This window comes from Chryseobacterium sp. 22458 (genome assembly GCF_052044975.1).
Classification (GTDB): Bacteria; Bacteroidota; Bacteroidia; order Flavobacteriales; family Weeksellaceae; genus Chryseobacterium.
In genome coordinates, this window is record NZ_JBQEOA010000004.1 from 140457 (window position 1) to 154026 (window position 13570).

Here is a 13570-nt window from a genome sequence, read left to right on the forward strand (position 1 = left end):
GAATGGAAGGAAGAATCATTGATGCAAAAGGGAAAAAATTATACATAGAATACACTAATTCATTTGAAGGCAGGCCTACCATTGTCTTTTTACATGATTCATTGGGATCGGTACAGCTTTGGCGTGATTTTCCGGCGAAGCTGGCTGAGAAAACCGAATGTAACGTTCTTGCCTACGACCGTTTAGGATACGGAAAGTCTTATCCAATGCCTACCCATGAAAGACCTGTAAACTATATGGAGCTGGAAGCAGATGTACTGAATGATCTGCTCGCCGAAATGAAAATTGACAAAGCCATTCTTTTCGGGCATAGTGACGGAGGTACCATTGCATTGATTACCGCAGCAAAATATCCTGAAAGAGTAGAAGCGGTGCTGTGTGAAGCCGGGCATATTTTTGTGGAAGAAGTCACTTTAAAAGGTGTTTATGATGCCTGGGAAGCTTACAAGACCACAAACCTGCCGGAACGCCTACAGAAATATCATGGAGATAAGGTTGAAACGTTATTCAGAGCGTGGACAGAGACATGGACCCGTGATGATTACAGATCATGGAATATTGAATACCTTCTGAAAGACATCACCTGCCCGCTGCTGTTTATTCAGGGCGAAACTGATGAATATGGTACTCTGGACCAGGTTGAAAAAACCGTGACCCAGGTAAGCGGAACTGCTGAAAAATACATCATTCCGGGTGTAGGGCATACGCCACATAAGGAAATTCCGGAGCTGGTATCAGAGAAAGCAGCCGAATTTATCAATAGAAATTTCTGAGAAAAAATAATACAGGACATCTGTCAAGGTATTTTTATTTGTTTAAGAAATTTCCGGACGGCAGCGCAAGTTCTGAGAGATATAGAAATAGCAGCTAAAGAAAACGTAAAAAAAGATAATAATATCATTAAAATTGATATGCTGAAAGCAGTACAATAATAAAAAAGAGATGCCCGGCATCTCTTTTTTATTTTATTTTTTAGGCTGCAATGAAAAGTTGTCAAGGTAAACGGCCTGATGTATCCCGTTCAGCAGGACTTTGAGTCCCAGGCTTGAATCCTTTTTTAAAGAAATATTGATGGTCTTTTTATCGCTTGTTATCTTTGACGGTTTCACGATGGAAACATAAGACTTTGCATCAGAAGCATTGTTTACGGAAAAAACTTCCAGTGTTGTTTCCCCTCCGTTATCAGAAGTATCCAGGGAAAGCGTATAGTTTCCGGCTTTAATTTTAGGAGTAATCAGATACATATTTTCTCCGGGACTGCTCATCGAATAAAATACAATTCGTTTGTCACTGGCATAAAGCATGGCTTTTCCCGGCTGAGCAGACCAGCATTTGTTGATATCTTTCCATGTATCAAAATTTTCGGTAAGGGTAGATACTGTTTTACACTGTGCATTTACCGTTAGAAAACCTCCTAAGGCAGCTACTCCCGCAAATATAATTTTTCTCATATATTATTTTTATTTATAATGAGTAAAAATAACCAAAAAAATCCATTGTTTAAAGTTTATAACATTTTATCACAATGATATTTGTTAGGCATGCTTTGTACATATTGCACACCTTATCATAGAGGAAACAATTTTATAATGTACCAAAGCTATTTTTCATAATTCTAATGAACTCTTTTTTTTAAACCCAATATTCCAAAGAATGTCTTTTTATTTAAAAATTATTTACTTGCATTGAGCTTAATATTTAAATAATTCTTTCTTCATTGTTTTAAATTTCACCCTTTTACAAAGCATTTTATGCAATAAATAAGCACAAAATATACATTAATAATCATTGAGTAGTGAGATATCTAAAGTTTACATTTAGAGTGTCAATAATGACAAAATAATTAAAACCGAATGTTATGAAAAAACTAAAAAAAATTTCAAGAGAAAATCTGAAGAACTTAAAAGGTGGAGGTCCTTCTAAACCAAGCGGAAACACAGGGTGCAGCTACATGTGCTGTTCTAATGTTGAACCTGCAAAGTGTAGTACAATAACAACAGTTAGTTTAGAAGAATCAGGAACTGTAGGATGTTCAACAGGTTCACATCTTGTAGAAGTCTGAAATATTAATTTTTTATCGAATACAGCTGACATCAGTTGTATTCGATTATAATAATTTGCCGGTTATGAATAAAATGATTTTGTTTTTTTGTTTAATGTATCAGATGTTGTCTGCTCAAAATAAAAGATTTATTTATGAATATACTTTTATTCCTGACTCAACAAACAGAGCTAATGTTGTTAAAGATTTTATGTTTTTGGATATCTTCAATGGAAAGTCTTTATTTTATAGCCGTTATAAATTTACTGAAGACTCGATATCAATTGCAGAATCTAAAAAACAGAAGTTTTATATCCCAAAAGCTGATATTTTGTATAGAATAGAAAAGAAAGATGGAAAAATATTTTTTAAAACAACTGATTATGGTTTGGGAAAAATAAAAGTAGAGGATGATAGAAAAATGAATTGGAATGTTTTGCCTGAAAAACAAAAGATAGGAGAGTTTATTGCTCAAAAAGCAATTGTCAATTTTGGTGGTAGAACATGGGTTGCTTGGTTTACTGTAGATATTCCTATTCAGGATGGACCTTATAAGTTCAGTGGGCTCCCGGGACTTATTATAAAAATTGAAGATATAGCCAAAAATCATTGTTATGAGTTGGTAAGTGTCAGAAATAGCATTGGTGAAACAATACTTCCTGAGTTAGCAACCAGATCCAGTGAATTGTTTTTAACGCAGAACAAATTTATTGATTTATATAAACAATACAGAAAAGACCCTGCTGCAGAAACAAGACAACTTTATATGGAAGGTCGGATTCCTGATCAGAGAGATACTTCAGGAAACTTCCGTACAGGAGCTGAAGTGGTGCAGGAAGTGGAGAGGCTAACCAGAGAAAGAATCAAAAAAGATAATAATATTATTGAAATTGACCTGTTGAAAGCTGTAAATCAATAAGTGAAGAGATCAGCAATTACAGCAATCGAAGTTCTGTCTCAATATTTTCTTTTGCCTGAGTTTCATATTGATGTCTGAAATATTCAGTTTTAAAGATGTTCTCAAGCTCCAGAAAATGTTTAAGAACTTTTTTCCGTCCCGGTTTATAAAGGAAATCAGGATAAATGGAATATTCTTTTCTGATCATTTGCGTGTACACCAAATAAGTTTCCCGGTCTTTTCCAAGAACAGATAGATCAGCATCCAGAAGATAATTGATATCCATATTTTCAGATTCCTGATGAGATTTTGTAGCTAAGATCTGGTCAGAGACAATTTTGATTTCTTCTTGTGGTAAGCCCAGTTCTGCAAGTCTTTTTTGTGCGGTTAATGCACTTTTTTCTTCATTGGATTTGGAGGTAGCATCATAAATGACGTCATGGTAAAACACAGCAAAAGCTACCAGTGTAAAACGGGAAATACGATCCTTTACCGCCTCAAGTTCCTGAAACATATTGTCGAGATGGAGAAGATTGTGATAATACCTGCCTTTTTCGGTGTATTTTGTTTCAATTTCATTCCACAAACCATTGATGAGCTCATCATCTTTATGTAGAGGCAGACAAATTTGGGTAAACTGATCTTTTAAATGCATTGTAATAAGGAATAAAAAAAGGAACTTTTAAAAAGTTCCTCTGTTTGCTGCAAGAACGTCTTTCAGCTCAGCCCAGCCTCCGCCGTTATAACCGTCCTTCAATCCCTGAGTATTAAGATATTCCAGTGCTTTTCCACTTCTGTTTCCACTTCTGCAGAATAAGATGACCGGTTTTTCGATAGATAGGATTTCATCCTGTCTGTCTTCTACTTCACCAAGAGGAATATTCTTAGCACCTTCTATATTTCCGTCCATTTCAAGCTCCATAGGCTCACGAACGTCGATCAATTCATAGTTTCCGGATTGTATTACTTCTATTAAAGACATAGTTGTTTATTTTAAACATTAAATTATGAACGAAATTACGCAATTTTTTTTTGAAAAAAATCTTAATTCAAGCATAAATTTTTCAGAAAGAAAACCGTATTGAGCAGGCGTTCCTGTATGCATAACCGGAAGAAATGTAAACGATTTGAATAACATTGGCCTTTAAGGTATGAAAGCATAGGTTTTCAAATTACTTGGCTGTGAAGAAAACCACGTACTTCAGCAGCGATAGCACCTGATCCTGAAAAACCGGAAGATTGATAAAATAATCTTAATTTTGCAGGGTGAAATTATGAATGCAGGCGCTGAAAAATATACCCAACTGATCAAATCCAAAGCAAAAAGTTTTGGATTCCAGAGCTGTGGTGTTTCTAAAGCTGATTTTCTGGAAGAAGATGCACCTCATCTCGAAAAATGGCTGAAGAATAACTTCAATGGCGAGATGAAGTATATGGAAAACCACTTTGATAAAAGATTAGATCCAAGACTTTTGGTAGAAGGCTCAAAATCTGTGATTTCACTTTCTTATAATTACTTTCCTGAAGAGAAAATCTCAATACTGGAAAACTATAAAATTTCAAAATATGCCTATGCAGAAGATTACCACGAGGTGATCAAAGAAATTCTCCGTGAGATGGTGGCAGAATTGCAGGAAGAAATAGGAGAGTTCGGCTTTCGGGTTTTTGTAGACTCAGCGCCGGTACTGGAAAGAAGCTGGGCCAGGAAGTCGGGGATAGGCTGGGTAGGGAAAAATGCCAACCTGATTACCAAACAGAACGGATCTTTTTACTTCCTTGCTGAAATTATCTGTGATCTGGAGCTGATCCCGGATCATGAAACCACCGATCACTGCGGAACCTGTAGAAAATGTATCGATGCCTGCCCTACAGATGCTATTGTTTCTGAAAAGATCATTGACGGAAGCCGCTGTATTTCCTACGCAACCATTGAGCTTAAAAATGAAATTCCGGATCATTTCAAAGGTAAAATGGAAGACTGGATGTTTGGCTGTGACATCTGCCAGGACGTATGCCCGTGGAACCGCTTCTCTGCACCCCATAAACAGAGCCGCTTCAAGCCGAATGAAGCTTTAAAAAACTTTACAAAAGGAGAATGGAAGGATCTTACCCAGGAAATATTCTCTGAGATCTTCAGAAAGTCTCCCGTAAAAAGGACCAAATTTACAGGTCTGAAGAGAAATATTGAGTTTTTAAACAACTCATCAGATTGATCTTAGCTTAAATTTTTGGTGATAATCCCTTCTTTGGAATTTTCTGGATTTCCAAACTAAAGCGGATAAACGACCATTCCTTAAATTTTCTGCCTTAAGGAGGTAAAGATTTATAAGATTAAATAAGCTGAAAAGTCCTTTCCTAAAAAGAAAAATTGACTTCCAGGAGATCAGATCTCACCGAAAATCAACGTCTTTTTTGTATTCTTTTTGGAGCCGTTTTTACTCTTACTTTAAATCTTTTCTGGGATTTGGTATTTTTACGCATATTTGTGAATATTTCGTAACTAAATATAGCCATTTTTTCGATTAAAACAAATACTTTTACAGAAAAGTGTAAATTAAATTTTATTAAAAAACATGACTGTGAAAATAATGTTGATATATATCCTGAAAGTGATAGGCGTTATTCTGGGAATTGTAATTATATATGTGATCCTTGGACTGTTGATTCCCTACATTCCTGTTTCTGCAAAAGATGACGGACAAAAGAAAGAGATCCCTGTCTATATTTATACCAACGGAGTGCATACCGATATTGTAATGCCCGTAAAAAATGACCTCCAGGACTGGAGTGCGAAAATACCTTTTGCAGATACAAAATCAAAGAAAACAGATTATCAGTATATCGGGATCGGCTGGGGAGACAAAGGCTTTTATCTGGATACCCCCACCTGGGCCGATCTGAAATTCTCTACTGCCGTAAAAGCTGCATTCTGGCTAAGTGATTCAGCGATGCATTGTACCTATTACAGAACAATGAAAGAAGGTGAAGATTGTAAAATGATCATGATCAGCAGAGGGCAGTATGAAAACCTGGTAAAATTTATAGAAGATAAATTCGACAGGGATCAGAACGGAAAATTTATGCTGATTCCTACAGATGCAGTGTATGGTGATAACGATGCTTTTTATGATGCTAAAGGAACATACAGCTTTCTTTATACATGCAATACATGGTCTAATAATGCTTTAAAGGCTGCAGGACAGAAAGCTGCGTTATGGACCCCTTCAGATTTTGGAATTTTTCAGCATTATAAATAAGAAATGAGAACGGGCTTTCTTTTCATCATTATTTTTATCCTCAGCTCCTGTTCACACAAAAAACAAAAAGAAATACCTGTTGCTGAAATTCCCGCTGTAGTTGAAAAGAAACCCAGGGCTGATTTCTCTAAAACAAAAATGAAGGCTGAAGAAGCATTGGAGTTCTGTACCTCCGGGAAATTCAATACCGATTTCTGTATTCTGATTGATATGAGTCTTCATTCCGGGATCAATCGTTTCTTTGTGTGGGATTTTAAAACCAATTCCATTTCAAAGCAATATCTGGTAGGCCATGGGTGCGGATCAAACTCATGGAGTAAAGATGACTCGAAGTCGGATCCAGGATTTAGCAATGAGGATGGAAGTCATCTTTCATCTTTGGGAAAATATAAACTGGAAGGCAGAGGATACAGCGACTGGGGAATCCATATAAAATACCTGATGCATGGCCTTGAAGACACCAACAGCAATGCCCTGAAAAGATACATTGTTTTTCATTCCTGGGATAAAATGAGTGATGAAGAAACTTTTCCTGAAGGTTCGCCCGAGGGCTGGGGATGTCCTACTGTTTCCAATAATGCAATGAAGGAAATTGATCCGATGATCCAGAAATCCGGAAAACCGGTTCTGATGTGGATATACAATTAAAAAGAAGTACGATGAAACATAAGCTTTTCCGTGAGCAGCAGCTCAGCTGTGATATAGAAACGGCATGGAAATTTTTCTCAGCAGCAGATAACCTTTCTGAAATTACCCCTAAAGACATGGGGTTTGTTGTCCTGACGGAATTGGAAGATGACCAGATCTACGAAGGAATGCTCATTGATTATTATGTATCGCCGCTCCTGGGGATTAAAATGAAATGGCAGACAGAGATCACTCAGGTAGACTACCGGAAAAGCTTCACCGATTTTCAGAAAAAAGGACCTTACAAATTATGGAACCACCATCATGAGTTTATTCCGAATGAACAGGGCGTTCTGATGAAAGATACGATAGACTATGAGCTTCCGTTGGGGTTTCTGGGAGAAATCGCTCACAGACTGCTTGTCAAAAAGAAGCTGGAATATATCTTTGATTACCGTTTCAGGGTATTAAGTAAACTGTTTTAAGGTCATTTAATATTCCATAACGCATAATACAATCATACACTTACCACTCCGTAGAATCTATTCGATATTATGACATTGAATAACAAGAATCTATTCATAGTTTAAGTTTTTTTAACAATTAAAAGGCTTCTGCTCCGTTAAAAATCCTTATTTTTGCAACACTTATTGTTTTTACGAAAAACTAATGTGTTCTGATTGACATGGCAGGTCTGAGGTCATTTATCTTATTCTATATCATACTGGTCTTTACCCTTTTCAATTCGAATTGGGCAGAAAAATCGTTGCAGAATATTCCTCATGTTCCTCATGTCAGTAATATTCACCTTCTTGACGTTTATGAGGAGGCGGATATGAACACACATGCATTACCTGCAGCCTCTAAAATCGTAAAATACTCTACCCGTAAAGATGATACTACCGTTGGTGATTTCTCAGGAATATTAAAAGTTATTCCTAAAATCAGCCTTCCGGAAATTGCAGTCTCTATCATCTGCGGAGTCAAATCCTTTCTCCATCTTCTTCAGTTGTTTTAGGTTTAAGTTGTTGAATGCCAAATTACTTTTAACGGAAATCTTATAACCTAAACATTTAAAAATGTATTTTAAAAACGTAATAATTTGCAGTTTTGCAATATTATTCGCTGTGTCATGCAGTAAAGACAAGAAAAAAAACAGCCAGAAAGAGAAAGAAGTTCCCGTACTGGAAATCAAGGAAAAAGATACGTTGGTAAATAACCAGTTTGTTACAGATATTCAGGCTAAAAAAAACGTAGAGATGCGTTCCAGGATCGGAGGAATTATTCAGCATATCTATGTGAATGAAGGTCAGTTTGTACACCAGGGCCAGCCTTTATTTAAGATCAATGATGCCGAATTACAGATGGAACTTTTGAAAGCAAACGCCGCATTAAAGCAGACGGAAGCCGATGTACGCATTGCAGAAGTTGAACTGAAGCAGATTCAGAGCCTCCATGCCAAAAAATTCGTAGCCAATAACGAACTGGAAATGGTGAAAGCAAAGCTGACCTCTGCCCAGGCTAAGCATGCTTTTGCCGATGCAGAGAAAAGAGCTGTTCTTCAGAAGATAAGCTTTACAAAAATTACAGCACCTTTTGACGGGGTCATTGACGTTATCCCTCACAAAGACGGAAGTTTGGTAGAAAATGGCACTTTACTTACCACACTGTCCCAGCTTAATGAAGTGTATGCCTATTTTTCCATTCCGGAAAACCTGTACTTTGAACTTCTGGCTAATGACAAGATTGGAAACCATCAGAAGATCGAGCTTACCCTGCCTAATGGGGTGAACTATCAGTTTAACGGAGCATTGAAGACTGCTGAAGGAGAGATCGACAGAACTACCGGATCCATCCGGTATAAAGCCCTTTTCCCGAATCCGGATCGTCTGATCAAACACGGAACCTCAGGTAAGCTTATCATTTCCGAACAGCAGGATAATGCAATCCTTATCCCACAAAAATCTACATTCTCTATCCAGGACAAAACTTATGTTTTTGTTGTGGATAAGCAGAACAAAGTGAAAATGACCAATATTAAGATCGGAACCACCCTCAGAGATTCCTATATGGTGGAAAGCGGCCTTAAAAAAGGAGATTTAATCATTTATGAAGGAACCCAGTCGTTGAAAGACGGTGATGTGATCAAAATCAAAAAGAAATATTAACCTTTCATAATCTTTAAATCAATTTACAATGGTAGAAATGTTTATAAGACGAAAGGTTCTTTCGTTGGTTATTTCCATATTATTTGTACTCCTGGGAATCATGGCATTGCTGAAGATGCCGATCACTCAGTTTCCGGATATCGTGCCACCTTCCGTAACGGTAACGGCAAAGTATACGGGAGCCAATGCCGAAGTATCTGCCAATGCAGTGGCCCTTCCTCTGGAACGTGCCATCAATGGAGTTCCGGGAATGACGTATATGTCGACGGTAACCTCGAATGACGGCCTTACCCTGATTCAGGTTTTCTTTGAAGTGGGAACTGATCCTGATGTGGCGGCAGTAAATGTTCAGAACAGGGTAACCACCATTCTGGATGAGCTTCCTGAAGAAGTAATACGCGCAGGGGTTACCACTGAAAAAGAGGTCAACAGTATGCTGATGTACCTTAACATCACCAGTTCAGATCCGAGCCAGGATGAACAGTTCATTTACAACTTTACGGATATCAATGTCCTGCAGGAGCTGAAACGTATTGATGGAGTAGGGCGTGCGGAGATCATGGGGCAAAAAGAATATTCGATGAGAGTATGGCTGGATCCTCAGAAGATGGCAGCTTACAATATTTCAGCAGATGAAGTGATCACTTCGTTACAAAAACAGAATATTTCCGCAGCACCCGGAAAAGTAGGGGAAACCTCAGGGAAAACTTCCAGCCAGCTGCAATATGTGATCAAATATAAAGGGAAATTCTTTGAGCCTAAACAATATGAGGAAGTTCCTATCCGCTCAGATGTAGACGGTACCATCTTAAAGCTTAAAGATATTGCTAAAGTGGAATTCGGAGCAATGAACTATGGAATGGTTTCCAAGACAGACGGAAGACCTTCTGCATCTATTATGATGAAACAGCGTCCCGGCTCCAATGCTTCCGAAGTAATTGAAAGTGTAAAAGCAAAAATGGAAGAGCTGAAAGTCTCCTCTTTCCCTCCCGGAATGGAATATAACATGGCGTATGATGTTTCCAGGTTCCTGGATGCGTCCATCAGTGCGGTACTGACTACACTTATTGAGGCATTTATTCTGGTAGGAATTGTGGTATTTATCTTCCTGCAGGACTGGCGTTCAACCCTCATTCCGGTACTGGCAGTGCCTGTGGCCCTTGTAGGAACTTTTGCCTTTATGAATATGCTTGATTTCTCTGTCAACCTGTTGACTTTATTTGCATTGGTGCTTGCTATCGGGATCGTGGTGGATAATGCCATTGTCGTCGTAGAAGCCGTCCATGTAAAAATGGAAGAAGGTATGAATGCTATGGATGCTACCATCAGCGCAACAAAAGAAATTGCAGGGGCAGTAGTGGCAATTACCATCGTAATGTCTGCCGTATTTATTCCTGTAGCATTTCTGGATGGCCCGGTAGGAGTATTCTACAGACAGTTTTCACTGACGCTGGCCATAAGTATTGTTATTTCAGGAGTTAATGCATTGACGCTTACTCCGGCGCTTTGTGCCATTATCCTGAAGCCTCATGACCATCATAAGAAGAAAACGATCATCGACAGGGCTTTCCAGAGTTTCAATACAGGTTTTGAAAGATTAACCAATGGCTATGTGGGAATCTTGTCAAAATTTGCAACGAGAACAACAGTTACTTTTGGTTTATTGTTCTTATTTGTCGGGTTAACTTTTGTGACCAGTAAATTCCTTCCCACCGGATTCATCCCGATGGAAGACCAGGGGATGGTATATGTGAGCGTTACCACTCCACAGGGAGCAACCGTGGAAAGAACGGAAAAAGTACTGGATGAAGTGACGGTAATGGCAAAGAAAATTGAAGGCGTGGAAAACGTAACTACCCTTGCCGGATATAGTATTGTAACGGAAATTGCAGGTTCTTCCTACGGTATGGCCATGATCAACCTTAAAGACTGGAAAGAAAGAAATATTTCAGTGAATGACCTGATTGCGGAGCTTTCTGAAAAAACAAAAGGAATCGCAGATGCCCAGATTGAGATCTTTGCTCCGCCTACCGTTCCGGGATTCGGGAATACCAGTGGCTTTGAACTGCGTTTGCTGGACAGAACCGGAGGAACCATTGAAAATACCGATAAAATCACCAAGGATTTTGTTAAAAAACTGAATGAGGCACCGGAACTGCAGAACAACTTTACCAGTTTTGATGCCACTTTCCCGCAGTATATGATCAATGTGGATTATGATATGGCTGCTAAAAAAGGAGTTTCCGTAGACAATGCAATGTCAACATTACAGACCATGCTGGGATCTTATTATGCGACCAATTTTATCCGTTTCAGTCAGATGTATAAGGTGATGGTTCAGGCAAGTCCGGAGCATAGGGATACACCGGAAAGTATTTTGAATCTGTACCTGAAAAATGATAAAGGTGAAATGGTTCCGTTTTCAACATTCATCACCATCGAAAAAGTTTATGGTCCTGAAGTACTGACAAGGTATAATATGTATATGTCGGCAATGATCAACGGAGAACCTGCTGACGGTTACAGTTCCGGAGATGCCATTGCTGCAGTAGAGCGTGTAGCAAAGGAAGCCCTTCCGAGAGGTTTTGATATCGAATGGTCCGGAATGACGAGGGAAGAAATCTTATCCGGAAATCAGACCGTTTACATCTTCCTGATCTGTCTCTTATTCGTTTACCTTTTACTGGCTGCCCAATATGAAAGTTTCCTTCTTCCTATGCCGGTACTTTTAAGCTTACCTACAGGGATCTTCGGTTCCTATATCGCTTTGGTGATGGCCGGATTGGATAATAATATCTATGCTCAGGTTGCATTGGTGATGCTGATCGGGCTTTTGGCTAAGAATGCCATTCTGATCGTAGAATTTGCAGTAGCCAGAAATAAGCAGGGCTTTGATATCATTCCGGCAGCTATTGAAGGAGCAAGACAACGTCTGAGACCGATTCTGATGACTTCATTCGCTTTTGTGGCAGGGCTTATTCCCCTGTGTATTGCATCAGGAGCAGGAGCAATAGGAAACCGTTCCATTGGAACAGCGGCAGCAGGAGGAATGCTTCTTGGAACTATTTTCGGACTGATCGTCATTCCGGGGCTGTATATATTCTTTGCAAAACTTGAAAATAAGAAGAAAGATGAAAAGATTAAATCCTAGAAATATATTGTACGGAATGGCTGCATTGAGCTTAGTTTCATGCGCTGTTCCGAAAGTTGCTGACCTTAAAAAAGCTCAGACACTGCCGGAATCCCCAATTAAAACGGCAAGCTCGGAAGAGTTTCAGCAGCTGAATCTGAAAGCTTATTTTACAGATACTCATCTGCTTGAGCTTTTTGATAAAGTGGTACAGGCGAATCCTGATTTTCAGATCGCTCAGCAAAGAGTAGAGATTGCGAACAGCTTTCTGCAACGTTCGAAAATGGATCTTTTGCCGTCCCTTGAAGTGGGCGCTGAAGTTTCCGGGAACCGTTATGGTAAATATACAATGGAAGGAGTAGGAAATTATGATACCAATCTTTCACCCAATATTACCGAAGAACAGAAGATCAACCGTGATTTTACTCCCAATTACTGGCTGGGAGCAAGAAGCAGCTGGGAAATTGATGCCTGGGGTAAGCTTAAAAATAAAAGAATTGCCGCTCAGAAGAAATTCCTGGCTTCTACAGAAGGATTACGGTTGCTTCAGGTAGAGCTTTTCACAGATATTGCCAATCTCTATTATCAGTTGGTTGCTTTAGATAACCGTCTGGCTATTTACCAGAAAAACTATAAGCTCCAGCAACGGGCGTTTGAAATTGTCCTGGCACAGCGTGAAGTGGGAAAAGCCACAGAACTGGCTGTACAGCAGTTTAAAGCCCAGAATAATAACTGGCTTGCGGAAATTGAACATATCAAAGTAGAAATTGTTACTGTAGAGCAGGCAATTACCACACTTACCGGAAGTTATGGCGGCGACGTAAAGCGGGGAACAACCCTGATGCCTACCAATATGGATGTATTGAATAAAACCATTAACGTAGAATCTGTGATTCATTCCAGACCGGATGTGGCAGCCAATTACTATGTTCTGGAAGCTTCCCAGGCAGATGCAAAAGCGGCAAGAGCGGCTTTCTATCCTAAGATTGATCTGGGAGCGGGTTTCGGTTTAAATTCTTTTTCCGTTGAAACGCTGTTCAAGCCCAGTTCATTGGCCGGACAGCTATTGGGAGGTCTGATGGTGCCTGTTTTTAATAAAGGACAGCTGAAATATGAATTTAAAGTAGCCAGCAAAGAGCAGGAAATTGCTTTCTTAAATTATCAGAAAAGTATTACCACTGCGTTCAATGAACTTCAGTCTATTCTGAAACAGACCAAGATCTATGAACGTGTTTTGAAACTGAAATCTGAGGAAGTAGGTTTTCTGGATCGTGGGGTAGAGGTATCCAATGATCTGTATCTTACAGGATATGCCAACTATTTTGAACTGATCAACTCTCAGAAAAGTAAGCTGACCGCTGAATTGGACCTACTGCAGTTCCAGCACCAGAACACGAGGAATAATGTCCTCCTGTTTAAAGCGCTTGGAGGAAAACTGGATTAAATGAT

Annotated in this window: 14 protein-coding genes; 11 read left to right on the plus strand and 3 right to left on the minus strand. The window is 39.0% G+C overall.

The features are described from left to right. The first annotated feature begins 2 nt into the window (after nt 1-2). The gene (locus ACTJJF_RS14975) at nt 3-773 is read left to right on the plus strand and encodes an alpha/beta fold hydrolase (RefSeq protein ID WP_440700151.1); all 771 of its coding nucleotides are present in this window, start codon (nt 3-5) and stop codon (nt 771-773) included. A 192-nt stretch (nt 774-965) separates the two neighbouring features. On the opposite strand, the gene ACTJJF_RS14980 is transcribed toward ACTJJF_RS14975, so the two are convergent. Beyond that, complete coding sequence (locus ACTJJF_RS14980; protein ID WP_440700152.1) at nt 966-1451, minus strand: hypothetical protein; 486 nt, start codon at nt 1449-1451, stop codon at nt 966-968. A gap of 407 nt (nt 1452-1858) precedes the next feature. On the opposite strand from ACTJJF_RS14980, the gene ACTJJF_RS14985 reads away from it, so the two are divergent. Next, nucleotides 1859-2062: a bacteriocin-like protein gene (locus tag ACTJJF_RS14985; protein WP_440700153.1), complete on the plus strand. Its 204-nt coding sequence runs from the start codon at nt 1859-1861 to the stop codon at nt 2060-2062. 73 nt (nt 2063-2135) lie between these two features. Then, nucleotides 2136-2960 (plus strand): GLPGLI family protein, encoded by an 825-nt coding sequence (locus ACTJJF_RS14990; protein WP_440700465.1) that lies wholly within the window; start codon nt 2136-2138, stop codon nt 2958-2960. Between the two features lie 16 nt (nt 2961-2976). Here the strand turns inward: ACTJJF_RS14990 and ACTJJF_RS14995 are convergent, their stop codons facing one another. Further along, a complete protein-coding gene (locus tag ACTJJF_RS14995; RefSeq protein WP_312298018.1) occupies nt 2977-3594 on the minus strand; it encodes an HD domain-containing protein in 618 nt (205 codons plus the stop codon). Between the two features lie 27 nt (nt 3595-3621). After that, a complete protein-coding gene (locus tag ACTJJF_RS15000; protein ID WP_312298016.1) occupies nt 3622-3921 on the minus strand; it encodes a rhodanese-like domain-containing protein in 300 nt (99 codons plus the stop codon). A gap of 292 nt (nt 3922-4213) precedes the next feature. On the opposite strand from ACTJJF_RS15000, the gene queG reads away from it, so the two are divergent. From queG to ACTJJF_RS15040, 8 genes are all read left to right on the plus strand, one after another. Continuing rightward, nucleotides 4214-5152, plus strand: a complete 939-nt coding sequence (queG, locus tag ACTJJF_RS15005; protein ID WP_440700154.1) for a tRNA epoxyqueuosine(34) reductase QueG — start codon at nt 4214-4216, stop codon at nt 5150-5152. 366 nt (nt 5153-5518) lie between these two features. Then, the gene (locus ACTJJF_RS15010) at nt 5519-6196 is read left to right on the plus strand and encodes a TIGR02117 family protein (RefSeq protein WP_440700466.1); all 678 of its coding nucleotides are present in this window, start codon (nt 5519-5521) and stop codon (nt 6194-6196) included. A gap of 3 nt (nt 6197-6199) precedes the next feature. Continuing rightward, on the plus strand, nt 6200-6844 hold the full coding sequence (locus tag ACTJJF_RS15015; protein ID WP_440700155.1) for a murein L,D-transpeptidase catalytic domain-containing protein: 645 nt from the start codon (nt 6200-6202) through the stop codon (nt 6842-6844). Between the two features lie 11 nt (nt 6845-6855). Next, nucleotides 6856-7308 carry an SRPBCC family protein gene (locus ACTJJF_RS15020; RefSeq protein WP_440700156.1) on the plus strand — a complete coding sequence of 151 codons (453 nt, stop codon included), beginning with the start codon at nt 6856-6858 and terminating at the stop codon, nt 7306-7308. A gap of 200 nt (nt 7309-7508) precedes the next feature. Continuing rightward, entirely contained in the window at nt 7509-7841 is a 333-nt protein-coding gene (locus ACTJJF_RS15025) for a hypothetical protein (protein WP_440700157.1), read from the plus strand. Nucleotides 7842-7950: 109 nt separating this feature from the next. Then, nucleotides 7951-8991 (plus strand): efflux RND transporter periplasmic adaptor subunit, encoded by a 1041-nt coding sequence (locus ACTJJF_RS15030; protein WP_241331384.1) that lies wholly within the window; start codon nt 7951-7953, stop codon nt 8989-8991. A 28-nt stretch (nt 8992-9019) separates the two neighbouring features. Then, a complete protein-coding gene (locus ACTJJF_RS15035) occupies nt 9020-12142 on the plus strand; it encodes an efflux RND transporter permease subunit (protein WP_440700158.1) in 3123 nt (1040 codons plus the stop codon). Beyond that, the gene (locus ACTJJF_RS15040) at nt 12123-13565 is read left to right on the plus strand and encodes a TolC family protein (protein ID WP_440700159.1); all 1443 of its coding nucleotides are present in this window, start codon (nt 12123-12125) and stop codon (nt 13563-13565) included. Before ACTJJF_RS15035 ends, ACTJJF_RS15040 begins: the two co-directional genes overlap by 20 nt. Nucleotides 13566-13570 lie beyond the last annotated feature (5 nt).

Coding starts and splice junctions, on each gene's coding strand:
- ACTJJF_RS14985 (WP_440700153.1), top strand. CDS start 1,859: ATGAAAAAACTAAAAAAAATTTCAAGAGAAAATCTGAAGAACTTAAAA.
- ACTJJF_RS14995 (WP_312298018.1), bottom strand. CDS start 3,594: ATGCATTTAAAAGATCAGTTTACCCAAATTTGTCTGCCTCTACATAAA.
- ACTJJF_RS15035 (WP_440700158.1), top strand. CDS start 9,020: ATGGTAGAAATGTTTATAAGACGAAAGGTTCTTTCGTTGGTTATTTCC.
- ACTJJF_RS14990 (WP_440700465.1), top strand. CDS start 2,136: ATGATTTTGTTTTTTTGTTTAATGTATCAGATGTTGTCTGCTCAAAAT.
- ACTJJF_RS15015 (WP_440700155.1), top strand. CDS start 6,200: ATGAGAACGGGCTTTCTTTTCATCATTATTTTTATCCTCAGCTCCTGT.
- ACTJJF_RS15025 (WP_440700157.1), top strand. CDS start 7,509: ATGGCAGGTCTGAGGTCATTTATCTTATTCTATATCATACTGGTCTTT.
- ACTJJF_RS15000 (WP_312298016.1), bottom strand. CDS start 3,921: ATGTCTTTAATAGAAGTAATACAATCCGGAAACTATGAATTGATCGAC.
- ACTJJF_RS15020 (WP_440700156.1), top strand. CDS start 6,856: ATGAAACATAAGCTTTTCCGTGAGCAGCAGCTCAGCTGTGATATAGAA.
- queG (WP_440700154.1), top strand. CDS start 4,214: ATGAATGCAGGCGCTGAAAAATATACCCAACTGATCAAATCCAAAGCA.
- ACTJJF_RS14975 (WP_440700151.1), top strand. CDS start 3: ATGGAAGGAAGAATCATTGATGCAAAAGGGAAAAAATTATACATAGAA.
- ACTJJF_RS14980 (WP_440700152.1), bottom strand. CDS start 1,451: ATGAGAAAAATTATATTTGCGGGAGTAGCTGCCTTAGGAGGTTTTCTA.
- ACTJJF_RS15040 (WP_440700159.1), top strand. CDS start 12,123: ATGAAAAGATTAAATCCTAGAAATATATTGTACGGAATGGCTGCATTG.